This window comes from Pulveribacter sp., assembly GCF_032079985.1.
Classification (GTDB): domain Bacteria; phylum Pseudomonadota; class Gammaproteobacteria; order Burkholderiales; family Burkholderiaceae_C; genus Melaminivora.
Genome location: NZ_DAMATK010000006.1, coordinates 1 through 24,457, shown reverse-complemented (window position 1 = coordinate 24,457; position 24,457 = coordinate 1). Strand labels below are relative to the sequence as shown.

Genomic DNA, 24,457 nt, shown 5'->3' with positions numbered 1-24,457 from the left:
ATTTTTCGCACCTATGATCCGCGCCATGTCGCTGCGCAGCTTCTTGGATGCCCTCGCCCAGTCACCTGCCGCGCAGCGCAGCTTCTTCGAGGCCGCCCGCCATGCAATGCTGCGCGCCATGGCTCGCCACTACTCCTACTTGCCTCACCAGATGCTGGAGGATGCAGTCATGCTGGCGTTCGAGCAGCTTTGGAAAGACGGTATCGGCCAGTTCGTATCGCCGCATCCGGTGGGGTCCGATGGGTTCCATCAGGATCTCGTGCGCTACCTCGCGCTGGTCATTGCGCCTAGGCGGCTGTTGGACCTGAGGCGCAAAGCAGGCCGCGAGGTTCCGGTCGGTGACCTGTGGCAACCGAACGGCGATGAAGTCTCGGACGAGAGTCTGTTCGACCAGCTCTTGCCGCCGGCGGAGGACGATGTAGCAGGCGGTGCCGAGCGCAGACAGCTTTTGCAGCGCCTGCGGCGCTGCGTTGACCATCTTTCACCCAAGCTGCGAGAGGTGATACATGGGGCGCTGGCGGATGTGCGGCAGGCTGATACCGCCCAGTCCCTGGGCATCCCTGAAGGCACGGTGAAAAGTCGCATGAACGAGGCCACGAAACGGCTCAAGCAGTGCATGGGCATTGGAGCGGGGCGCGCATGACTCACGATATAGAAGATCCGCAAGAACCGGACGTGCCCGATACGTTCCGCGGGCCGGCACAGGCGCTGCTGCAGGCCAGTCTGGAGCGAGCTCTTACTGAGGATGAGCTGCGACAGCTGCGCGCCGCAGCACAGGCGGACCCGGCCATCGCGGATGATTGTGCGATCTTCGGCTTGCTAGCTGCCCTGCGTTTAGAGGATCGCATGGCACGGCACGAAGCGCCCGCATGGCAGGAATTTCAAACGCTGGCACGGCACCATGCCGCAAAACCACGCGCTGCTGCGCCGGCCGCCTCTGCCGGCTGGCGAAAGTGGCTGGCTTGGTGGCGTCCGCTCGCGATGCCGGTGGGCGCTCTCGCGACCGTAGTGCTCGTAGTACAGGCCAGCGCCTTGATATGGCTCACCCAGCGCCCGATACAGGAAGAAGCCATGCGTGGCGTCGGTGCAAAAGCCGTCTGCCCATCCGTGATGGTGCGCTTCGCGCCTCACGCCACGGCAGGCGATTTAACACGAGTGCTGACCCAGGCCCAGGCGCACGTAGTGGATGGGCCGGATGGGGAGGGCGCCTACCGCATCGTGGGGCCGGGGAACTTTACGGAGGATGCGGAGGCCTTGTTCGGCAGCTTGGCACAGGATGTGCGGATTGCACCCGGCTGCAGGCCCTGAACCGCCCCGGGTGCCGCCATCCGCTTGTACAGCGCAGCGAAGACGGGGACCGACTGCTTCGAGTTCCGCAACAAGATCGGCCTGGACGTGGCGCTGGAGGCGCTGAAAGACGCCTGGCGCAGCCGGAGGTTCACCCATGGATGAGTTGAGCCACTTCGCCAAGATCAACCGGGCCGAACTTGTCATGCAGCCGCACCTGGAGGCGATGACGCAATGACTGGCAGCCTCTTCGCGCCCATCCTGGCCCGACTGCTAAACCTCCCCAAATACGGGGCGGTTCAATGGCTTCTGCGTGGTTAGCCCAGCCATGACTGGCTAGGCTGGGAGGCACCATACGGTTACTTGGGGATGTGCACGAGCTTGACTGGTCGGCTCGCGTGCTTACCTTCTCAACTGCCTAGGCTGAATCGACATTCAGCCAGATGAGGCTGCAGGCGAGCAAGACGCCAGCGAGGAAGTTGGCAGGCTTGCGGTCGTAGCGCGTGGCCACGCGGCGCCACTGCTTCAGGCGTGCGCAGCACCGCTCGATGCGGTTACGCACTCCGGTTTTCAGGGGCAACTTCAGATAGCCGTACGTTGACGCCGGTTGCCGACTGGCGCGACGCGCTAAAGGCGCTGGAATTTGCCGCTTTTCGAGCCGCTATTGCGCCAGCACGTCTCTACGATACCCAAATGCGCAGGCGCTCGCTCCACAAGATGGGCCGAGCGCTTTTCTGTGCCTACTTCCATCAGATATCCGTATGCAGATTCTCAAGACCTTGCGAGGTCAAATCCTCCTCATTGCCTCTGGCTGCTTGGCCCTCGGCCTGTCGGTGCTCATGGCCGCGGCCTACATCGCGAGTCGCAGCCAGGCTGAAGATGCGCTGGCCGCTCAGGTACAAGCCTTGGCGCGAACACACGCAGAGGGTCTACGCGATTGGGCACGCTCCAAGGCCACGATCGTGGAGGTGGCGTCAACCGCCGCCAATGAGCCTTCTCCGGAGCCGATCCTGGCACGCCTGAAAACCGCTGGCGGTTACATCACGACCTACTTCGGCTACGCGGACAAGCGCACTGCGTTTTCCAGCCCGCAGAATCTGCCTTCGGATTACGACCCCACTTCGCGGCCGTGGTATCAACAGGCTGCAGCCTCGAACACGTACGTCTTTACCCGTCCCTACCAGGATGCAGGCGGGAATGGGCTGGTCATGACGATCGCCCGTGCCATCTACGAAGACGGCAAGGTCATCGCAGTAGCGGCCGGGGATGTGTCCATCGATGCGGTCGTCAAGAGCTTGGCCGCGGTCAAGCCGACCCCTGCCAGCTATGCCTTCTTGGTGGGCGGGGACGGCTCGATCATCGCCCACCCCGACTCCAAGATGACGCTGCAGCCCTCTACCGCCATAAAGCCAGAGTTGACGCTTGCACAGCTTCAAGCTTTGGCCCAAAACGGCAAGCCCAGCGCCATGCAGCTGCAGGAACGCGACATCTTGCTGACGGTTTCGCGAGTCGAGGGTTCGGATTGGCTGCTGGCCATCGCCGCCGACCACGGGGAGGCCATGCAGGGCATCAATACGCTGCTGTAGATCCTGGTGATCACCAGCGTGCTTGGAATGCTTGTTGTGGTTGCCATGCTGGCCGCGTTGCTGGCCTGGCGCCTCAAGCGTTTGGCCCTGGTACGCGATGCCATGCATGAAATCGGCGAGGGCGACGGAGACCTCACGCAGCGCATCGACGCGCAGGGCGACGACGAGCTGGCGCAGATCGCGCGCAGTTTCAATAACTTCGCCACCAAACTGGCTGCAGTGCTGAGCCAAATTCGCGAAGCCAGCCACTCGGTGCATATGGCCGCTCAAGAGATCGCCACGGGCAATCACGACCTGTCGGCGCGCACCGAGCAAACTGCAGCGAACTTGCAGCAGACGGCGGCCAGCATGGAGGAGCTCACCGCCACCGTCACACACTCGTCGGACACAGCCCGTCAGGCCAATCAGCTGGTCGCCACTGCCGCTCAAACCGCCCAGCAAGGGGGCGAGATCATGCATCGCGTGGTCACCAGCATGGAGAGCATCACCACCTCAAGTCGCAAAATCAGCGACATCATCGGCGTCATCGACTCCATCGCGTTTCAGACAAACATCCTGGCGCTCAATGCGGCCGTGGAAGCGGCGCGCGCGGGCGAGCAAGGGCGCGGCTTTGCCGTGGTCGCCAGCGAGGTACGGCAGCTCGCTCAGCGTTCCGCTGCAGCCGCTAAGGAGATCAAGGGTCTCATCACCGAGAGCGTGCACGGGGTAGAGGTAGGCTCGCAACAGGTCAACCAGGCCGGCGCAAGCATGCAGGAGATCGTGCAAAGCGTGCGCCGCGTGAGCGACCTCATTGGCGAGATCACTGCGTCCAGCGCGGAGCAGCGTGACGGCATCTCGCAGGTCAACCAAGCTGTTGCGAACCTGGACCAAATGACCCAGCAGAACGCTGCGCTTGTGGAAGAGTCCAGCGCTGCATCAGCGGCCATGAGCGAGCAAGCTCAACGCCTGGCACAGGTGGTTTCCACCTTCAAGACCGATGCAAGAGGCACGGCGGGGGCAACCTCTATGCCCGAGCGCCCTGAGCCCGCAATGCAGCCTGCCAAGCGCTTCATTCCTGCACCTAGTCCAAGACCAAATCCGGCGCAGCGCGCCAGTGCGCATGTCACCCCGAAGAGTTCGGCACGCACACTGGCCGCAGCCAAGTCTGACGATGACTGGGAGTCGTTTTAAGCGTTGAGACGCGCGGCGCTAACACGCGCTTGCACAGCTTCGGAACAACCATGGCGGCACTGTATATAAAATCAGTGCATGTCCATCCCTCTGCCTCTGGCCACAGCTGCAGCAATCGCCTCAATCCCACCTGAGGCGGCAGTGTGGCTGCAGGCGCTAGAGGCGACAGTCCGCGGAGGGTTCCCTTCCCCCGCTGAAGATTGCGCGGTAAAGGCCATCGACCTCATCGGGAAAAGATTTTGAACAGGTTCTGAGAGCGCAATTGGCTCATCGTAAGTTCTTCAAACATATTCTCTGCCTCCCTTCACAGTATCTCGTAGCCGAACCTCAGTCGGCCTGCCGCCGAAGCCAACCCGGTATGTCGTCGGCCCCAGCACGCTTGGCCTTGTCGTCCGGCCTTGCATCGTCCGGGAGATCTCTCCAAACTGTCAGGAAATGGGCACCCGGCGATCCGTTTTGGACCAGGACGTAACCGGACCGCAGCTCCTTCCGCCCCCGGGTTGTCTGCCACCGTGCTGAGAACGACCACAATTCGCCACCATCAGCGTGACCCTTGAGGAACTCCTTCCACGCTGCGTTGAGGTGACCGAAAGGCAGTTCAGGCGCCGCCCTGAGAGGATCCGTGACGACCTCGCGCTTCTCAACTTCCTGCACCGTCAGTCGCTCCAGCAGGTGTTGCCGCTCGACGGCGAACTCCCGTTCCTCCTCAACCTCGGCATCATCCTTTTTCTTGAACATCTCCTTGGCCTTCATGTAAACCGCAACAGGCCATACTGCGACAACCAGAATGGCAGCCAGGATCGGCGCGACGACGTTGTTGAGGATTCGGTAGGAAAGCTTCTTGCGATCCGGGTTGACCGCCTCGAGCAGCTCCCGAAGGGACTCGGATTCCTTCTCCTTCGTCAGCCGATGGGCACCGTACACAACGGCGAGGACCGCGATGCCGACGCCCAGGTACCAATAGAGGTAGATCACGCCGCGCCCCCGTCGTCTTTGCTGGCTCGCGGGAAAACCGTCATGGCGCCAACTTCATAGCCCTCAGGGGCGCCATCAGACTCGGCGACCCCGTTGTGCTGCACGCGGGTGGCAACGACGACCCCTCGCTCGACCTCCAAGAACAGGTCGCGCTCGAAGGTGCTGCCGTAGCCCATGTGTACGTACTCGAGCTGCTTGCCCTGCGGAAGACGGATCGTGCCGGAGTACCAATGGGCGAACACCCTGTCCGGAAACCCGGGGAAAATGGTTGCCAGCGACGCATCGGTCCCGTCTTCGAGCGTTCCGTTCAGACCGATCAGGTACAGGCGGTCGTCAATGATCTCCCAACTGCCGACGTAGCCGCGCCATAGGGCCGTGCAGTTCGACTCGAAGCGCGGGTTGGTGCCCCCCATAGCGAAGTAGTCGCTCAGGGGGTTCGTGCACATGGCCACGTCCTCGCCCTGGTAGCGCAGCTTTTCAGCAATCTGTGCAGTCATGTTGCCTCTCTAGTATCTGATACTTTTCAAAATAAGGCCCGGGAGTAAGGAATATCGTTCTCACAAAGAGACTTCAAAATCCAACCAATCGCGGCCAGACCAATTAAACCCATCAGCTAAAGGCAAATTCGTCGCTCCCCTTGGACGCATTGCAAAGACTCTCTTGTCACTCAAGGTCTTGAGCGACCAAGTGGTCTCGCAGGTTCGGCATCGGCAATAAAACTCCCGGTGCGGGCTAGCACTGAATTGAGCATCATGACTGCAGAGACGCGACAGAGCAGTCAATTGATCTACAGCAGTCAACACCTGATTTTCGATTTGCTCGCTTGCAGACTCCTGAAGTTTTAATTTGATCTGGGACGCCTGCCTGGAGTCCAGGGGCGCGATAAGTCGAACGTGCGTCGAAGATATGCTCTCAAAATTATTGGGCCATTCGTCAGCCATCTGCTTTACAGGTGTTGGCAAGGGGCCGAGTTTTTTTCCGTAGCCTTCGATCAACCCTGAAATCATCCACTCATCAATTAATCTCCCCATCTTTTCGACAACGTAAAGATCTAAAGGAGATATAGCCAAGCGCTGCCGCGAAGAAATATTGTCTGAGCAGCCTGGCCAGCAAACGACATGACTTGAATTTAGGTTTTCACCTTCTTCGACATCTTTTCCAAACCAAGCGATAGGAATCAACCGAAGAGTCTCAGCGTGCGAGTTGAGAATTAGCCAATCTTGACCATCCTGTCTCACTGAAAACGTAATTCCAGCCCAACCGAACTCTAAGCGATCACCCTTTCCAACTTGCAGTCCATATCTTTCCAAGGCTCGTCGAAGAACCAGGCCAACGTAGTCTCTGTAGGCAAGGTGCAACTGCTGATGCTTCGCCAGTCGCTCTTCTGGCCTCATTTGCCGCTCCTCTCGTTCGTCTTTCAAACTTTCCCAAAGAGGAGGCAAATGCCTGTAGTGAGGATCATGATTCAGAATGTTGGTGCGATGAACCTGGGCGGGTACTACAGACGCTGCGGGGACGTGTGGATAAAGACCATGTTGCTTCAATCCTCTAATTGCACGCAACTGAGCCTCAATCTCCGATAGAGCACGCTTTCCGGCCTCCAATTGCATCCCGGTCTTGTCATCAAGATATGACTCCCCCCAAAGACGGCAAATATCTTGGCGAAGTCGAAAGTGCGTCTGCTCAGAGTCTTGAAACTCCAAAGCTCGCGCTAGACGTGCATTAACACCACGGATGCGAGCTAGTCTCTTGGCAAGATGTCGATCCAGCCGATCCAGCAATCGCTTGTAGAGTCTGTTCTCATAGATGGCGTAGTCATCCTCGCTGAAACGCGCCAGAACCTTGCGAGGTTGCACACCGCTAAGCGTGCGCAGCTGCCAGCAATCCGAGTGCGATGCCAGATGACTTAGCGCCGAGGTTGCCAGACGTCGAGCTCGCGCTACGGGTGCAACCAGATCGTCGTACCGAAGGTCTCTGCGCGGCCGATCAGATATCGAGTGCAAATGACCATCTCTGAGTACTGTGGCCAAATTCCGTTCGAGTTCCTCAAGGGCACACTGCGCGGCCATCTCAGCGGGCAGCATCGGGGACACACTCAAACCATTTGCGTGGGAAAGCTTTCCTGCGATTGAATTAATCGCCTCTGCAGAAAGATCGGAGTCCGCTTGATCGTCGCCAGTTTGATCGATGGAGAGCACTTGTGATTCAGTGTCTTGAATCCGGATGAAACCCGACCCATCATCCGTGATTAGATCGCCGGCCTCTAAATGGCTGTGTCCATTGACAACAAGTGGCTCAAGCAAACAATACCGACCCGGCAGAAACGCATCGGGTAGGTGACTGAGTTTTTCACCCGTAAGGCGATCAAGAAATCTCATGCCCCGCGTTCCTTGCGGCGGCGATCTTCAGCCAACAGGGCCATGGAACGGCGAGGCTCCGATTTCCACCCCTTCCAAACTGTGGTCAGGGCTTGTTCGATGGCGTTTAGATCATCGATGGTCGCATCGTATCTGCCAGTAACCTTGCCACGTCGAAATACTCTGCTGGCAAGCAAATGGTCCAGAGCATCTTCTTTGCGACCGCCTGCAGCCATGTAAACGGGGACAAATCGCATGGCCTGACGTTCGAGTCGATTACCCCAACCCAAGTCAAAGCGATCCTGCAAGATGCTCGTGAGCGGGCCTGTCGTCAACTCCGCCAACAACTCTGAAACCTCAACAGCGTTTTGTGTCACAGCGGCATCGAAACGCTCGATCAATGATCCATAGCTAAAGCTGGCCTTTGGCTTTGGCTCTACCTTGAATCCCGCTTCGTGGCGGGGAAGCGTCATGACATGAGCACGGTCGTAGGTTTTGTCGGCGAACTCGTTCGTTGTTTCATCGTGGTTAGCAGTGCCTACAAACCAGACGTTGTGGGGAACCCGAATCCTTCGCCCCTCCACCAGTAGCGCAGGGGCGTTCGGCAACTGGCTTTCCGACAAACTTATGAGTCGATCTCTTGGGTCATTCTTTTCGAGCGCCGAGAGGAATTCAGCAAAATACTGCTCCGGGCGAGACAGGTTCATCTCGTCCAGCAAGATGATGTTGCACCGGTCCTTGTAAGCGGCAGTTTGCGCACGGTAGAGACCTTGCAGGCAGTCGCGCTCATAGAAGCGCTTTTCGAAAGCGTTGTAGTGTCCCAGTAGATCATCACGGTCTCGCCAGCCAGCCTGGACGGCGATGTCGGTGCAATGCCCCCCGACAGCCTTTGCAAATGCCTTCGCCAAGCTTGTTTTGCCTGTGCCGCTGATTCCCTGAAAGATGTGAAGCTGGCTCATGGCCAACCCAGCAATAAGCAACTGAATATCTTCGAGGCGGAAATGCAGTGTTGCACCTTCTTCCGCTTGAGCGATCCGGTGCTGCAATTCAACAGAGAATTTTTTCAGATCAGGAACGTCTTGCTCCGGCAGGCTCAACTCCTTGGCCTTGCGATCCTTGATCCAATCGGCAGTGGACGCCGAGTCCATCCATGCCATTTGAGGGAACGGCTTCTCAGATTGCTGTGACTGGGTTAGGTCATCTACCGTTTTGCCCAAGTCATTGAGCCTTGCACTCAAGATCTGATTGTTCTTTTCCAGGGCGCGCTTTTCTCTTTCCAGGTTCTCTTTGTCACTCACGCCGAGGCGGAGGCGATGAAGCTGAGCTTTTGCATCAGCCAAATCTAAATGTACCTCGTCGAGTTGAGCCTTTTGCTCATCACGGAGTTTTCGCAGCGCCTCATTCTCTGCTCGCAACTGATCATCTTCACTGCTTGCGAGTTGGTTCTCTAGTTGAGTCACTCGACGCTTGTGGGCAGCCAACTCGTCAAGGATCTCGCGTGCAGACCGCCCTGCCAATACTTCGGATAACTCGCGGAATTGTTCAATTTCCTGCCTGGTTGACTCTAGCTCGTCATAAACCTTTTGACGGCTATCCCTGGCTCTTTGATGAGCGGTCTTCCAACCAGCAATTTCCTGCTCCGCTTCCCGTAGCGCATCTTCTCGGATCTGTGCTCGTTCGCGTTCTAGCTCTTTCCACTCCGCATCTAGTCGCCGTTGTTGCTGCTGTAGACCTCTCTCCTTGTTTGCAATCTCCGCTTCACGCTCCATCAGCGCTAATGCGCGCGCGGACTCGTCGTCAAGCGCCTTCTGCTCCGCTTGGAGGATGCCAAGTTGAATCTCAGTCTTCTTAGACTCAAGTTCCACGATTTCTTTCTTGAGTTCACTGAGTGCGGCCACGTTTTGGGCGGCAAAACCGGAACGCGCATCCAGTTCTCGCTTCTCAAGTTCACGCTCCTTATCAGCCAAACTTGATTCGGACTTTTTTATCTCAACTTGTCTTTGCTTCAACTCTTCGTCGAGTTTGTGGATCTCTTCGGTTCGCTTCTTGTTCTCATCACTTCGGCGGGAGAATGCCTCCTCCTTGCGAGCCAGGTCCTCTGTGCGCTTCTGCGCGTCTTCATGTAGATCACGAACTCTCTTTGCGACATCAGAGATATCCGCAAGCAACCTCTCGAGCTCAAGTTTTTTCTCGGGCTCTACCTTATCCAACTCGCTGACCTGATCTTTCTCCAAGTCAGGGAGTGCCACAGCGGAAGCATCGCCTTGCACCAACGATGCAAGGGAGCCAATTCCAGCAGTTGCTTTCTGCCATGCCGATGCGACCGCACTTTGTGCAGTATTTGCGTTTTGCGCGACTGGGGCTTTGTTCCCCTTATTGTGTTTTGCCATTTCAATACCAGCCCTTAAAAATTTGAACCCATTCGATGACAAAGTCAGCGTGTTCCATGGCTTCTTCTCTATCGATTCTTTCGCTACCTGAATGCCCAGCTTTTTTGTTGCGAGCATCGGCCATATCAAGCAGACGAGTCAGTTGAAGCTCATCGGCGGATAATTTGAGGAAGGGGTGTGATGTTTGATCCACTGTCCCTAACAGCGCCGCAAACAACAACGCCTTGAGCGAACTGCTACCGCGCTTCACCGCTGTGCGCACCTGATCCAAGCGCTGCTCAGACAAGCGCTTAATTACGTCATCGGTGAGGCAAGGAAGGTTGAAGAACTGGAGGTAATATTGCGCTTCCCCATCTTTCCAATCTCTCTGGTCTTTCCAGTGCGGCAATCTACGAATGTCCGATGGGAATGCTTTCAACAGCCACTGCAGCACGCTTTCTGCCAAGTTGTGAGTCTCAATGAGAAAGCTCGTCACATCCTCCTGCCAAGACCGCTCCTGACTGGCCAGCACGGATCTTCGTCTCAGAACGCTGGCGAGGTATCCCTCAACAATCGGTACCTTCCGCGACCAGTTGTAATCTGCAAGCAGCGTCAAGTCGATCTGGTTCTCTAGGGATCGGAGCCATTCCTCTGCCGACAAATCGTTAGATCTTGTCTCGCCTACCGCGTCAGCGATGTATCTTGCGAGTCGATCGTTTCGCGGCAAGACTTCCTGCAGGGGTTTGCGCAACCAAGACGCAGCCTGCTGCAACCCGAATGGGTCGGCAACCAACCAAGGTTGTGGCCCAGCCTCGTCGGGAAAAATCCATGTCCACAACCACATCGACTGCGCCGAATCTTCGACGAAGCTCAAACTCTCAATACGGACACGTGCCGAAAGCTCGTCATCACGCTGTTTGGCGTGGTCGTGATCCGTCCGATAGCGCTGAAACGCATCAAAGAGGGCTGCTGTGTCCAGTGTGCCCTCTCGGAAGTGATTGAGGCGGAAGGGGCGATCTTCCTTTCCGGAATCGAGGTCTCGCAGGAACACTGGGTAACCACGTTCATCGACTCGCTTCGCTTCGATCTCTGGAAGTTCTTCAGTGAATCGCGGCAGCCAGTTCCCCGAGATCGCGTCCTGATATGCGTACCCCATGCGGACTTCTTCGCTGGCATCCTGAGCCTCTTCGAGGACACGTTCACCTTGAGAGGTGACTGATCCCAAGGTGGTCATCCAGCCGTTCGGGATCAGTTGGGTTGCAATGATGAACGCCACCAGTTCTCGATCCAGCCCCAACAACTCAGCCATTTCCGAACTGTCCTGGCATCTGGCCCTTGCAAGTCCAAGGATCGCCTGCTGGAACAGGTTTAACTTGAGGACACGATTTGTTGGATAAAGGACCTTCCAAACGCGGACAGGCCACAAAAGCGGACGCCCACCCGGGGGGCGACGGACATCGAAGCGAAGATAGCGGTCAGCGGCCATGCGCCATCTCCTCTCTACAAAGCTTGAGGAATGCAGCTAGAGCCGGGACCCCTTCCTCAGCCTCGGGCCCTTCGGCCATATGTTTGGCACCGACGGCGACTAAGAGCTTCCTCTGGCGACTCATTGCAACGTTCATGCGATTTGCCAACCGCAAGTGCCCATACTTGCCGTTGAGCAATCGTTCGCGCTCTTCCCCCTCCTTCTGATCGGGAACCACCACGTCGTTAGCTCGCACTACGGACAGGAAGACGACGTCAAACTCTTTGCCTTGAAACGCGTCAACCGTGCCGACGCGCAGTCGCTCATCACCTGATTCAGTCTGCCGGTAGGAGCGCGCGATCCGGACTTCCCCATCCTCTTCCTCGGCCAAGCCCTCGTCAGCCAGTGCATCAAGTATCAGGTCACACTGGGCGCGGTAGAAACTGATGACCCCAATGCTCAGCGACGGCCCACAAGAATCTGCAATCCGCTTAACCTCTTTTGCAATAGAAATTGCCTCCGCCCGTCTTTCATAACCGGGTTTTAGGAATTTTTCTTTCCCGTCCTGCAGAGGCACATCCAACCAAGCTGCACACTTGCCTTGGTAGCCAGGAATCGTGTGAACGAAATCCTGCGCAGGCCGACCTGAGTGCAAGACGTCCAATCCCTCAGATTCATAAAACTGCTTGCTGATGAAGTCACCCAGTCTCGGATGCATTCTGTACTGCGTATCGAGCATCACGACGCGCTTGATGTTGTCGACTTTCTCTTGCTCCCTAAGCTGCTTCACCAGCCGCTCAAAAAGACTCTGCTCATACGCCTTCGCTTGAGCCTCAGTCAGGCTTTGCCTGGAAATGAGTTCATCTTCCAACTCTCGCTGAACAAGGTGAGGTAGTTGCCGATGATCGCCAACCAGGATGATGCAACGCCGCGCCATCGCCATTGGAACGAAAAGATCGAGAGGATTTGCTCTTGCGGCTTCGTCAATGACAACCGTGTCGAATTCAATTCCTTCTGATGCATCCAGGTCGCTCAACTCCTTCAAGCTGCTCATCGCCTTACCAGCTGACTGCTGGCATGTCGCACCGACAATGCTGGCGTACTCGCGGACCGCTCTAGCTGCCTCATTGGGGGCTTGGGAAAGTGCCGCCTGGTAGGAGGCCACTACCGCAGAGATGCCACGGCGAGATTGGCGTAAAGGCGCATCTATTGCGTGCTCGATCTCGGCCAAGAGCCCGAGCACTTCTCCGCTCAACGCCTGCTTAAGCTGCGGGGGCCTGTAATCGGGGATCAGCCGATCCAGCATGGACCGTTTAAACGCAGCCAATTCAGCAAGGTCTGCTTCTGTTGCATCGGCAACCGTTGAAAGACGCTGGAGCAAGCTCCATTCCGAATCTTGAAGGTTGACCTTGTTACGTCGCAGCGTACGCTCAAGCTGGTGAACTCTGTCCGGACCGTCGTCGGCGAACCCGATAGAACTGGTGCGCAGGGCCCTCACCAAGCGCACAAGCCCAGCAGGCTCATTGGCCTGACGCTGGGTTTCGACTCTTTTCTGCTGAGCAAGAAACTCATCCCATCGGTCTTTAATATGGGCCGGAAGACGAACATCTAGATCGAACAGCTGACGCAAAAGGACATCAATTTGCTCGAACTGTGTTTGGCGTTCCTGTGCCGACATGCTCGCGAGTCTCAATGCTGTGATACGTCGATCTAGCTCTTCCAATGGTTGAGTCAGCGGCTCATTCAGCCGAATCGCGTCGAGTCGAACAGAGATTTCTTTCCGTTTGCGTCCACACCAAACACCAACGGGGTCGACACCGCCTTCGTCACGGCGCCCTCGGCCGCCAATTCGAACGGCAGGCAAGCCAAAGACTTCGGCACGATTCAGGGCGTTATCGACTGCATCGTGCTGGTAACTGCTGATCAGCACCTGATGCTGCAATGAATTTTCGCCCAGAGTTTCTGCTAGGCGACGCTGTAGCGCAGCTATGACTTGGGTTTTACCAGTACCTGGAGGGCCGACGATCAGTGCAATGTCCGGGGTATTGATGGCCACATCCAGGGCTAGTTTCTGGCGCTCGGTTGGAAGCCCCTTGAAACAAGCTTTGGCATAGCTAGATAGGCCAACGAGTTGACGTCGCCGGGCGCTTGGTGGAGCCACCCCTTCCAGCAAGTAGCTCAGCTGCGGCAGTCGCCGCCCTTCATTAATAGATTGCCTTGCGCGCGCACGACGGGTCTGTACGGCTTCATCACCTGACAGTGAGTAGTAGATGAACCCCTTGGTTGGGGGGCGTTCTGAGCGCCGGTCCTGGCTGGGAACCAAGACCACGCCCTCTCGCTCGAATCGCAATACACCACGAACGGGGCGACGGCGTGCTCGGTCAGCTCTGCTCGGCGCGTCTTCAACCTCGGAATCAAGATCAAGCTCCCGATCCCCAAGCTCGACTTGCGTCGTATTCGCCAGCCCCAAAGTTTTCCATCGCTTCCGGAAATCCTTCAGGTGATCCGCATCAACTTTTAGAAACCAGGCCCACAGTTCACCTTCGACGAGTTCCGCACTCTTGAAACGAAGAGAACCCAGTTCCCTCGCGCAATCTCGAGCCTGCTCCCATTCGAGCGCACCATACTCTTGCCATAAACGTAGGTAGCTGCCGTTGTCGCGCAGCGCGGCATCCAGAAGTGCGCGTTGTTCTGTACTCTGGAGACGCACGGCGACACTGGCATCTTGGAAAGAGATCGTGCCAACGGCCATGGCTACACGTGCTGTAGCCCCCTTGAGACGAGTGACGCTCATCAGTTTGAGCACGCCAGCATCTCGTTTGACGTTGCCGCGCCAGCCTGCACCAAACAGAACGAAACTCTCATCGGAAGGGTTGTCGAAGCGGCCAAGAAAAACACGATCCATTTCTGAATTCGGTGCTTTTTCGGCTGAGATGAATTGCTCATTCAACCAACCAACTGCAGTGGGTACGTCGGGAGCAGAAATCTCACCCCTGCTGGCCAATTGCTCCGCAATGGCCTCATCAACAGAAATCGCCATATCCAACTGGATCTGCTCGACCAAATCCAAGGATTGAAGGTGGAGAACCTCCCCATGCCGATGCCTTAACACCCACAACGTCAGACCTCGTTGGACCTGAAGCGCAGTTCGATCTTGGCGTCCTTCTACTTTGCCGACGCAAACGGCGTCGCCCTGTCGGAGAAGATAGTCATTACCGTGTGCCTGTACTGACACGGCCTCACCGATCTGCCAATCGGCTCCCAGGTCGTCACATGTGAACTGGCCAAGTTCACCCGACAGAAGAGGAAAGTCGCAGAGTTTCATCGTTGCCTCACCAGTTGAAACGCCAAACGACGTGCTCTTCTTCTACTGCACCTAGGTGGAGCCAAAAAGACACTCCTGAACGGCTGTCTGACTTGAGCCGCTGCCGACGCACAACCGGGACGACTTTGTCGTCAGATGCTCTTTGCAAGGAAACTTGCGTACCGGCTGATGGCTCTATCCACAAGCCATCCTTTGCAAGCTCGACAGTGCATAGCGGACGTGCGTCCGCGTACAGAGACGTTCCTAAAGGCAAAGTTTTTAACTCGGCAGGGCTCATAGTCAAAACCATCGCCTTGCCTGTGCGAGTCCAGCACTCTTTTCGAATCAACGACTCTGGAACGTCTTCCGGTAAGCCCTCCCGGAGCAGGTCCGGTGGCATATAGCGATACTCCTGCAAGAGGATCGTGCGATTCGTGCCCTGGGTGTGATCGCAAAATGGACAGATGTGCTTAGATGTGTAAAAAAAAGTGCTGCCACAAGACTCGCATTGATCGCAATGGCCTGTGGCAGCCTCGAAGGCATCTGCCCACTCATTGAGACTTGGTCGCTCACCCGGATTGTTCAGCCCGGCATTGAAGCATCGTTCAAACAGCGCACGCAGTGGCGCATTGAGCGTGATTTCGCGAGGCAGACCTATCGACAAGACATTGCTGCGATCAACCGGGTGATCTACCCAAGGGAGTTCGCCGCGGAGGGCTGCCTCTTCACGCTCGGGTTCACCCTCAAGCACAACGTCCCCCTTGAGGGGGTGAACCAGCGTGAGGATGCGATACGCCATGACCGCAAAACTCCAGCTGTCGGTCAGTGTATTGATGCCGGACTCTCCCCTCAGAATCTCTGGAGCCCCGTAATCGGGGGTGAATACACCTTGCTGACCGTCATGCGACTGACTCGCAACGTTGTCGGCGTCGATTAACCAGACTTCGGCGTACTCTAGTGACTGCGATACGAAGACATTTGCAGGAGAAAGATCGCCATAAGCGAGTCCTCGGCCATGCAAGTCAGCCAGGACCCGAGCCAGTCGCGCGAGCATCTTCAACCGGCGCAACAGACCGCCTGTTTTCACATAGCCCGAGAGGCCTTCATCTGACATCAAGGCGTCCGTCGCGACCTGCATCAGTTCAGTCATTGGGACCAGACCATCCATCAGTTCCATGACGTAACCGGGCTGCGGCTGCGTGATGAGGGCTTGCGGATGTGCGATGGGAAGGCCCTCAAGTGGCTGACGCATAAGTGCGCGAATCTTGCTCGTCCAACTGTTTCGCTTTTCTTCTGTTGTTGCGCGAGAGACTTTGACGAGTACATTGGGGTAGTTGGTCGTGCAAACGATCCCCTGACCGCCTTCGCCGATACGCCCTGTCAGTTCATAGGACTGACCGTGTTGGTCTAGCACCGTCCTGTTTTTCTTTGGTGCCTCTGGTGTTGCTGCGCTCATTCAGAAGTCCTAAAAATGGCCACGAGTGTTTTGTCGTCGCTGTGTAAGGGTGTCGCCCAGTCATTCAGTTCAGACTGCAACCAGCGTCTGCCTCTGCGCCGATTTCGAACGCTTAAGTCTTGGTAAAGCGCATCAAAGAAGTCGGCAAGATGTGCAGGTTCGAGGTCATCGGCCACGCCATCTGTCATCAAGACAACACCATCACCAGGCTCGGTGAATCGGCCTTTCGTACAGCTCCATTTGTCCTGCAGGTGCGTGGACTCAAGTGCCCAGGTCTGATTGCCATAAGCTGTGCGCTCTGGCGTGACGCGACGGAACTCGCCAGCGCATTTCACCAGCAGAAGACCATCACCCAATTGGGCTGCATGGACCTCGCCTTGATCTGTCACGCGGCCGAACAGCAGCGTGGTCGCGGCGTCTCGAGGAGTTGTCGGATCGATCGCTCCAAGCCATTGCTGGTGAATCAAGGGCAGCGTTGCCGGTAGATCGAAACTGCTCGATGTGGCACGCAAAATCTGCCGGGTAACTTGGCAGGCACTACGTGCCCCCAGATCACTACGTGCTCTCGATCCCAATCCGTCTGCCACAGCCGCAATCCAGCCACCTCGGCAACCCGCCAGAACCATCGCGTCCTGATTAGGCTCGCCCAGATCCCGGTGTCGGGGGCCAATGACGCTCGCGCCGCAGGCAATAAACCTCATTGGAAGTCGAGGTCCAGTGCGTCGTCATCCGGCGGCGGGACAACGAATGCGGTTGAGATGTCTGGATTTTGGCTTGCCGTGCGAGTGGTCACACTCATGGTCACTGCACGGAAGAAGCGGTGGATGTCCCGGGCGTTGTGGGCTTTAAAAATGGGAGCCTCTGCGTCGTTTGCAAAATCCTTCAGCATTGCTTCATCGGCATCCGGCCCAATCGCCATAGCTAGCCGGGTCGCCTTCTGTGCCCGCTCGGAGTCGCAAAGAGCCTTGAAAGGAGCCTCCCAGTCGTCGGTCGGTTGTCCATCAGACAACAGAATCAAGACGGGGCGATAGGCTCTGGAGGGGATGCGATCCTTGTCCTCCAGCAACTGACGCGCGAGATCAAATGCCGCACCCATCGGCGTGACACCGTCAGCCTTAAATTCCGAGAACCCTGCGACGCCATGTGCCGCAACCAATGGCAAGTGCATCTGCGCCTTGCCACCAAAGGTGATCAGGCCCACCTGGATCTCGGCGCGCAAACGACTTTCCTTGGCGAAAGTCGAGACCATGTCCTTCATCGCAGCATTTAGCGCTTCGATCTTGCCGTTCTCCCCCATGCTGCCACTTGTGTCTGCCAAGACGATCACGGGGAGAGGCCGGGGCGTGGCGACAGCGAATTTTTTGAGACTGCTCATCTTCTTTGTCCTTTGATCAGGTTGATTTTTGGCATTCGAGCTTGGGGGCTTGGGTGGTGGAACCGGCACCTTGGTGGAACGCATCGCGAGATCGCCGACGTATCGACTCACGATGTCTTCTTGGTATTTGGCAAACCCCATGACCCAGCCTCCAATTCATAAAAGTTCTTATGCTTATGCACCATCCGTGCCAGCTTTTGTGGACTGGTACTTGAGCAACCAATTCGTCAAAGTTTGGTAACTGCCAAGACCCAACAGCTTCGCTGCCTCAGTCTTGTTGCCACGACTCTGCTCCATGGCCCTATCCAGGTAGTGCCGGGCCACATCTGCCATCAGATCAGGTAGCGAAAACCCATCGCCAAGTGCGGCCCCAAGAATGGCGTCGTCTGTGCCGGTGGTTGTGAGCGAGAGAACCTCATCGATATCCTCGGCGGCTATCTCCTCTCCTGGCGCCCAGATGGACGCCCTCAAAAGCGCGTTGTGCAGCTCCCTCACATTGCCCGGCCAGGTGTGGCGAAGAAGAAGATTTCTTGCGCCAACAGATAATTTCTTATTTTTAAAGCCCGGCTGGGAAGTTGCTTCGCGATTGATCTGCGCCAGCAAAGCGTCGATCAATAGATTGAGGTCCCCTTCGCGAGCGCGCAGGGGAGGCAACGCCAAGATGCCAACCGCGATTCGATGAAACACATCCTCTCTGAATCGCCCCGCCCGAACTTCTTCCGGCAGAACCCGGTTGGTAGCGGCGACGATGCGCACATCGATTTTTCGGGACTTACTGGCCCCCAGGCGGGTCACTTCATGCTCCTGGAGTACGCGCAGCAGTCGAACCTGTGACTGCAGCGGCAGTTCACCGATTTCGTCCAAAAAAAGCGTCCCGCCATCAGCTGCCTCAAAGTAGCCAGCACGGGTTGCATGGGCACCGGTAAACGCACCCTTTTCATGACCGAAAAGCTCGGAGTCGATCAGTTCGAGCGGGATGGCCCCACAGTTGACTGCAACAAAGGGAGCGCCTTTTCGCTTGCTGGAAGCGTGGATCGCACGTGCAAAGAGTTCCTTGCCGGTCCCGGACTCCCCTTGGATCAATACGGGCAGATCCCGTTGCGCCAAACGCTGCGCCATCGCGACTACACGCTTCATCGCATTGCAGCGGTGAATGATGCTGGCGAACTCCGGCGCTGCCGGGGGCAATCCTTGGACCAGGTGTGCGAGAGCTTCGTCAGCTTGCTTGCTCGCAACTGGAAGGAACTCAGCGGCCAGGTCGAATGGAACAACGACAGGACGCACGCCGTGTTCACGAGAGGATTCGATGAGGTTAGCCCCGTACTTGGCTTTCGCCAACAGCACCCAGACAGCAGCCATGGCAGGGGTGCCAGGGCTCACGTGAAAAGTGACCGGCAGCTCAGGAGAAGAAGAGAGCGTCGCGGACACCGCTCCGTTGGCTGCGACGTAAATGTCTTCGAAATCGGTGGGGCTACGCAGTTTTGCGTACCGCACCTCTGTAGCTCCCGTGAATTTGCCGCTCAGCCACGCCACGAAGTTCTGCGTTTTCTGCTGACCGTGATCTGATAGGAGTACTAGACGGTCATACACCCCGGTCTCCAGCGCCATCAAGATGGGGCCGAAGTCTGTGCCCGACGCATCTTCCGAGGCGCGAAGGTCTGAGTTACCAAGCCAGGTAAAAAGTGTGGGCATCAGGCATAAGAAATTATGTGACTACATAAATTTCATTCTATCGTGGGTCATATGCATATGAAAAGCGTCGTAGGCGCTGGCTGATGACAAGCGAAATTCTGGACGGCGAGGAGCGCAAACCGATCAAGTTCACACTCCCCGGCATTCACTCGCCATACCTCATTGCCCCAGCTTCCGTCGCAGAGTATTATGTCATCAATTTGATGATGTAAACTGCCTAGAAATGAGCAATCGAACGACCAATTTCGGTCTAACCGTCATCTTCCGTGGGTGAGGATCACCTGACCATGCACCCCCAACGTTTCGAGAGTCTGAGCCATGCCCAGCGCGAGCGCTTGGCGTACATCGACTTTCGCCTGTACTTCATGGGTGAAATCGGCCGCCCAGACTTGGCGAGCCGCTTTGGGGTGGCTCCAGCCGGGGCAACGCGCGACTTGGCGCTGTACCGGGAAATCGCGCCGCAGAACATCACCTTCGACGGCAGCAACAAGATCTACCGTATCGGCAAGACGTTCTCCCCGATCTTCGAGCACGCGACGCAGCGTGTCTTGTCGGCGCTTGCTCTTGGGTTTGGCGATGGAGTGAACGTCGAGTCGCAACCGCTGCTGCCCTGCGAATCCCCCGCAGCTTTGAGTAGCCCCCGGATGGATGTGCTGGCACCGATTTGCCGAGCCATCCACGCCAAGCGACCCATCGCCATCCGTTACCACTCGATGAGCAGCGGAGAGTCCGAGCGGATCATCGTTCCCTTTGCGCTGGTTGACACCGGCCTGCGCTGGCACGTTCGGGCGTTTGACCGCAAGTCCGGCGAGTTCCGCGACTTCGTCGTCACGCGCATCGAAGCGCCGACTTTGGTCGATGAGGAACCCAAGGCCAACGAGCGCCCGGATAACGACATCCAGTGGACTCGGATCGTGGAGTTGGACTTGGTACCGCATCCGCGTCTCGCCCGCCCCGAGATCATCAAGATGGACTACGGGATGACCGATGGCTCGATCCGGATGCGCGTTCGCGCGGCGGTGGCGGGCTACATGCTGCTGCGCTGGAGCGTGGATGCTTCACCAAATCACAGCCTCACAGAAGAACAGTACCGCCTTTGGCTCAGCGATCCGCTGGCCTTGTATGGCGTCGAAAACGCGAAGCTCGCGCCCGGCTACCGCGCCCCGGCGACAAGCACAACACGGAAATAGGATCACAAATGGCAATCAAGAAATCAGACCTCTACTCATCGCTCTGGGCATCTTGCGATGAACTGCGCGGCGGCATGGATGCCAGCCAATACAAGGACTACGTCCTGTTCATGCTGTTCATCAAGTACGTCTCGGACAAGTACGGGGACTCTGATGACTTTGCCCCGCCTGTCACCATTCCGCCCGGAGCCAGCTTCAAGGACATGGTTGCCCTCAAGGGCAAAAGCGATATTGGCGACAAGATCAACACACAGGTCATTCAGCCCCTGATCGACGCCAACACCCGTCTTGCACGCAGCGACTTCCCTGACTTCAATGACCCGAACAAGCTCGGTGAAGGTCAGGCGATGGTGGATCGCCTCAGCAACCTGATCGGCATCTTCCAAAAGCCCGAGTTGGATTTCTCGAAGAACCGAGCCGAGAACGACGACATTCTGGGCGATGCCTACGAATACCTGATGCGGCACTTTGCCTCGCAGAGCGGCAAGAGCAAAGGCCAGTTCTATACGCCATCCGAGGTCAGTCGCATCATGGCCAAGGTCGTGGGCATCTCCCCTGCCAATGCAGTGGCCTCGACCACCGCGTATGACCCCACCTGCGGCTCTGGCTCCTTGCTGCTCAAGGTGGCCGCCGAGGCTGGCAAGCACATCACGTTGGAAGGGCAGGAAATGGACGTGACCACTGCTGGTCTTGCCCGTATGAACATGATCCTGCACGACTTTCCAACCGCCAACATCCTGCAGGGCAACACGCTGGCCTCGCCGAAGTTCAAGGATGGCGAGGCGCTGCGTACCTATGACTACGTCGTCGCCAATCCGCCGTTTTCAGACAAGACCTGGAGCACCGGCCTGACCCCTGCCAGCGATGCGCACCAGCGTTTTGCTTGGGGCGAACCGCCGAAAAAGCAAGGTGACTACGCTTACCTGCTGCACATCATTCGCTCAATGAAGAGCACCGGCAAAGGCGCCTGCATTCTCCCTCACGGTGTTCTTTTCCGGGGCAATGCCGAGGCTGTCATCCGCGAGAAGCTGGTGCGGTCGGGCATCCTCAAAGGGATCATTGGCCTGCCGGGCAACCTGTTCTACGGCACGGGCATCCCCGCCTGCATCCTGGTGCTGGACAAGGAAAACGCTTCTGCACGCAAAGGCATCTTCATGATCGACGCCTCCAAGGGCTTCATCAAGGACGGCGCCAAGAACCGCCTGCGTGAGCAGGACATTCACAAGATCGTCGATGCCTTCACCAAGTTCGCAGAGTTGCCACGCTACTCGCGCATGGTGCCCCTGACCGAGATCGCAGATCCCAAGAACGACTACAACCTCAACCTGCCACGCTACATCGACAGCACCGAACCTGAAGACATCCAGGACATCGATGGCCACTTGCGTGGCGGGATTCCAGAGCGTGACCTGGATGCGTTGAGCGACTATTGGAAGGTGATCCCCGGTGTGCGCAATACCCTGTTCGAGTCAGCCGGGCGCGCAGGTTATGCACAGTTGAAACTGCCCATCGCCGAGGTGAAGACCACCATCTTTGCGCATCCTGAGTTCACTGCATTCAATCAGGCGGCCACCAAGGTCTTTGTTGATTGGAAGCACGCCCGCACCCCGCTACTGAAGGGCTTTGCGAAAAACGGCCACCCAAAGCAACTGATCGAGGCACTGTCCGAGGATTTGCTTGCCCGATTCAAGCCAACGCCGCTCGTCAATGCCTATGACGTGTACCAACACCTCATGGATTACTGGGCCGAGACGATGCAAGACGACTGCTACCTGATATCAGACGCAGGCTGGCAGGCTGGGGCACAGCCGCGTGAAATTCTTCAAGTCAAGAACAAGGACGGCAAGCTGGCGTGGCCCGAAGCGCATGACTACAAGAAAGGCAAGCGCCGCTTCAAATCCGACCTGATTCCCGCGCCAATTCTGATCGCCCGTTACTTCACCGTTGAGCGCGACGCCATTGAAGCGCTGGAGGCCAAGCTGGCAGATGTCGAGCAACAACTTCAGGAGATGATGGAAGAGAACAGCGGCGGAGAAGGGCTGCTAGCCGAGGTCATTGAAGGCGAAGGCGACAAGCAGAAGATCACGGCTAAGGCTGTCAAAGTCCGCCTGAAGGAGATCGGCAAAGATCCTGACTACGCCGACGAGCGCAAGGCGCTGCAGGACTACGCTGCCTTGCTTGACAAGCAGACTGATATCAAAGGCAAGCTGAAAGCGGCGCAGGACGACCTTGAGGCCAAGCTGGATGCCAAGTACCCCAAGCTGACCGAGGACGAGATCAAGCAGCTTGTAGTGGACGACAAATGGCTGGCGACCTTGGCCGATGCCGTGCAAGGTGAGCTGGATCGGGTTTCTCAAACCCTCACAGGCCGCATCCGTCAGCTTGCGGAACGCTATGCCACGCCGCTGCCGACGCTGACCAAAGAGCTCGCCACACTCTCAGCGCGGGTGGATGAGCACCTGAAAAAAATGGGGGCGGTATGGAACTGATGCCTGGCTACAAGCGCAGCGATGTCGGCGTCATTCCTGATGATTGGGATTGCCTGCGCGCGTGTGAATTTGGTTTTTTCAAGGGCGGCAGCGGTTTCCCTCTTTGGGCTCAGGGACAACGTACTGGTGAATACCCATTCTTCAAAGTATCGGACATGAACAATGAAGGCAACGAGACCTTCATGACAGCAGCCAACCACTACGTCTCAGAGCAAACGCGTAAACATCTAGGCGCCCAAGTATTCCCAGCTGACAGTATCGTCTTCGCGAAAGTTGGGGCTGCGGTCTTCCTAGAGCGAAAGAAGATCCTTGGCCAGCCGAGCTGCATCGACAACAACATGGCGGCGTATGTACTCGATGCGAGTCGCGCCGATGTCCGCTTTGTCCACTCGATGTTGTTGATGAAGAAGCTGGGCGCGTTGGTTGCCACGACGGCCCTTCCCGCACTGAACGGAAAACAGCTCGGTGAGATGGTGCTAGCCCTTCCCCCTCTCCCCGAACAACGTGTAATCGCCGCAGCTCTGAGCGATGTCGATGCGTTGCTCGCTACCCTTGACCAAATGATCGCCAAGAAGCGCGATCTGAAGCAGGCGACCATGCAGCAACTGCTCACTGGTGAAACTCGTCTGCCGGGGTTCAGTGGAAATTGGGAGGTGAAGCAACTGGGGGATATTGGCCAGTTCTTGAAGGGGCGCGGTGTTAAGAAAGACGAAGCGCAGAGCGGGACGCTCCCCTGCATCCGTTATGGCGAGATTTATACGCATCACAACGACTACATCAAGTCTTTTAACTCCTGGATTTCCCCGCAGGTGGCGGCAACGGCGACGAAATTGAAGCAAGGCGATTTGCTGTTTGCTGGTTCAGGCGAGACCAAGGAGGAAATTGGCAAATGTGTCGCCTTTATTGACGACTGCGAGGCCTACGCTGGTGGAGACACTGTGATTCTTCGAGCCGCTGGCATCAACCCAATGTTCATGGGCTACTACTGCAACACTGCGCCAATTGCTGCTCAAAAAGCAAGCAAAGGACAGGGTGATGCCGTTGTTCACATTAGTGCTGCCGCCTTGTCCAGCATCGTTCTAGCCCTGCCATCGCTTCCTGAGCAAAACGCCATTGCCACCGCGCTCTCGAGCATGGACTCCGAGCTGTCAGTGCTCGTAGCAAGCCGCGATAAAACCCGCAACATCAAACAAGCCATGATGCAGGAGCTGCTCACCGGAAAGACGAGGCTGGTTGAGCCACGAGGAGCAAACGCATGAGTTTGGCTACTTCAAAGCATGACGCCGGTGGTAAAGCTCGCCCGGCATGGCCTGCGGATTCCACTGTCACCGCCTTGTTTTCCGAGTGTCAGCAGTACCGATACCAGCTTTCGGAAGTCTGGGACAAGAACAAACCCCTCGTCCTTTGGCTGCTCATGAACCCCAGTGTGGCTTGCACGGAATTCAGTGACCCGACGCTGCGCAAGACAGGCAAGTTTGCCCGATCTTGGGGTTACGGTGGGCAGCTGGTTGGCAACGTCCACGCCTACCGTGCGACCGACAAAAACCGGTTACTGGAAGTGGCCGATCCCATCGGACCGGAGAACGACCGAATGATTCTGGAAATGGCGACCCAGGCCAAAACCATCGTCTTGGCTTATGGCCAACCGCCAAAGGTTCTGCGTCAGCGCGGAGAAGCAGTCGCTGCCTGAAGTCCCCTTGAAAACCTGAACCACCCGGAAGTAGAGAATTCCCCCAGACGGA

The 24,457-nt window shown here is 57.1% G+C and carries 17 protein-coding genes and 2 pseudogenes; 8 read left to right on the top strand and 11 right to left on the bottom strand.

Annotated features, from left to right (window positions below):
* The first annotated feature begins 25 nt into the window (after positions 1-25).
* The gene (locus RT282_RS14495; RefSeq protein WP_313315345.1) at positions 26-643 is read left to right on the top strand and encodes an RNA polymerase sigma factor; all 618 of its coding nucleotides are present in this window, start codon (positions 26-28) and stop codon (positions 641-643) included.
* Positions 640-1,308: a hypothetical protein gene (locus RT282_RS14490; protein ID WP_313315344.1), complete on the top strand. Its 669-nt coding sequence runs from the start codon at positions 640-642 to the stop codon at positions 1,306-1,308. Before RT282_RS14495 ends, RT282_RS14490 begins: the two co-directional genes overlap by 4 nt.
* 397 nt (positions 1,309-1,705) lie before the next feature.
* Here RT282_RS14490 and RT282_RS14485 read toward each other — a convergent pair.
* Positions 1,706-1,846, bottom strand: a pseudogene (locus RT282_RS14485) (IS5/IS1182 family transposase); the annotation flags it as partial.
* A 202-nt stretch (positions 1,847-2,048) separates the two neighbouring features.
* Here RT282_RS14485 and RT282_RS14480 point away from each other — a divergent pair.
* Both RT282_RS14480 and RT282_RS14475 read left to right on the top strand, forming a co-directional pair.
* Positions 2,049-2,873, top strand: a complete 825-nt coding sequence (locus tag RT282_RS14480; RefSeq protein WP_313315342.1) for a cache domain-containing protein — start codon at positions 2,049-2,051, stop codon at positions 2,871-2,873.
* A gap of 21 nt (positions 2,874-2,894) precedes the next feature.
* A pseudogene (locus RT282_RS14475) lies at positions 2,895-4,043 on the top strand (methyl-accepting chemotaxis protein); the annotation flags it as partial.
* A gap of 327 nt (positions 4,044-4,370) precedes the next feature.
* Here RT282_RS14475 and RT282_RS14470 read toward each other — a convergent pair.
* Genes RT282_RS14470 through RT282_RS14425 form a run of 10 tightly spaced genes read right to left on the bottom strand, consistent with a single transcriptional unit; the run spans position 4,371 to position 19,036 of the window.
* A complete protein-coding gene (locus tag RT282_RS14470; RefSeq protein ID WP_313315340.1) occupies positions 4,371-5,018 on the bottom strand; it encodes a hypothetical protein in 648 nt (215 codons plus the stop codon).
* Positions 5,015-5,515 (bottom strand): hypothetical protein, encoded by a 501-nt coding sequence (locus RT282_RS14465; RefSeq protein WP_313315338.1) that lies wholly within the window; start codon positions 5,513-5,515, stop codon positions 5,015-5,017. Before RT282_RS14465 ends, RT282_RS14470 begins: the two co-directional genes overlap by 4 nt.
* A 60-nt stretch (positions 5,516-5,575) precedes the next feature.
* Positions 5,576-7,396: a hypothetical protein gene (locus tag RT282_RS14460; protein ID WP_313315336.1), complete on the bottom strand. Its 1,821-nt coding sequence runs from the start codon at positions 7,394-7,396 to the stop codon at positions 5,576-5,578.
* Positions 7,393-9,882, bottom strand: coding sequence for an AAA family ATPase (locus RT282_RS14455; protein WP_313315334.1), 2,490 nt, complete (start codon positions 9,880-9,882; stop codon positions 7,393-7,395). The genes RT282_RS14460 and RT282_RS14455 overlap by 4 nt, the downstream gene beginning before the upstream one ends.
* Positions 9,767-11,230 carry a hypothetical protein gene (locus RT282_RS14450; protein WP_313315332.1) on the bottom strand — a complete coding sequence of 488 codons (1,464 nt, stop codon included), beginning with the start codon at positions 11,228-11,230 and terminating at the stop codon, positions 9,767-9,769. The genes RT282_RS14455 and RT282_RS14450 overlap by 116 nt, the downstream gene beginning before the upstream one ends.
* Entirely contained in the window at positions 11,220-14,534 is a 3,315-nt protein-coding gene (locus RT282_RS14445; RefSeq protein ID WP_313315329.1) for an AAA domain-containing protein, read from the bottom strand. Before RT282_RS14445 ends, RT282_RS14450 begins: the two co-directional genes overlap by 11 nt.
* A 7-nt stretch (positions 14,535-14,541) precedes the next feature.
* Entirely contained in the window at positions 14,542-15,969 is a 1,428-nt protein-coding gene (locus RT282_RS14440) for a protein kinase domain-containing protein (RefSeq protein ID WP_313315327.1), read from the bottom strand.
* Positions 15,966-16,670, bottom strand: a complete 705-nt coding sequence (locus tag RT282_RS14435; RefSeq protein ID WP_313315325.1) for a PP2C family serine/threonine-protein phosphatase — start codon at positions 16,668-16,670, stop codon at positions 15,966-15,968. The genes RT282_RS14440 and RT282_RS14435 overlap by 4 nt, the downstream gene beginning before the upstream one ends.
* The gene (locus RT282_RS14430) at positions 16,667-17,485 is read right to left on the bottom strand and encodes a VWA domain-containing protein (RefSeq protein WP_313315322.1); all 819 of its coding nucleotides are present in this window, start codon (positions 17,483-17,485) and stop codon (positions 16,667-16,669) included. The genes RT282_RS14435 and RT282_RS14430 overlap by 4 nt, the downstream gene beginning before the upstream one ends.
* Before the next feature lie 33 nt (positions 17,486-17,518).
* Positions 17,519-19,036 (bottom strand): sigma-54 dependent transcriptional regulator, encoded by a 1,518-nt coding sequence (locus RT282_RS14425; RefSeq protein WP_313315319.1) that lies wholly within the window; start codon positions 19,034-19,036, stop codon positions 17,519-17,521.
* Positions 19,037-19,323: 287 nt separating this feature from the next.
* On the opposite strand from RT282_RS14425, the gene RT282_RS14420 reads away from it, so the two are divergent.
* From RT282_RS14420 to RT282_RS14405, 4 genes are read left to right on the top strand one after another with little or no spacing between them, the layout of a single operon-like run.
* Positions 19,324-20,226, top strand: coding sequence for a WYL domain-containing protein (locus tag RT282_RS14420; protein ID WP_313315316.1), 903 nt, complete (start codon positions 19,324-19,326; stop codon positions 20,224-20,226).
* An 8-nt stretch (positions 20,227-20,234) separates the two neighbouring features.
* Complete coding sequence (locus RT282_RS14415; protein ID WP_313315315.1) at positions 20,235-22,715, top strand: type I restriction-modification system subunit M; 2,481 nt, start codon at positions 20,235-20,237, stop codon at positions 22,713-22,715.
* Positions 22,706-23,974, top strand: a complete 1,269-nt coding sequence (locus RT282_RS14410) for a restriction endonuclease subunit S (protein ID WP_313315313.1) — start codon at positions 22,706-22,708, stop codon at positions 23,972-23,974. The genes RT282_RS14415 and RT282_RS14410 overlap by 10 nt, the downstream gene beginning before the upstream one ends.
* Positions 23,971-24,405, top strand: a complete 435-nt coding sequence (locus RT282_RS14405; protein WP_313315310.1) for a DUF1643 domain-containing protein — start codon at positions 23,971-23,973, stop codon at positions 24,403-24,405. Before RT282_RS14410 ends, RT282_RS14405 begins: the two co-directional genes overlap by 4 nt.
* Positions 24,406-24,457: the final 52 nt, after the last annotated feature.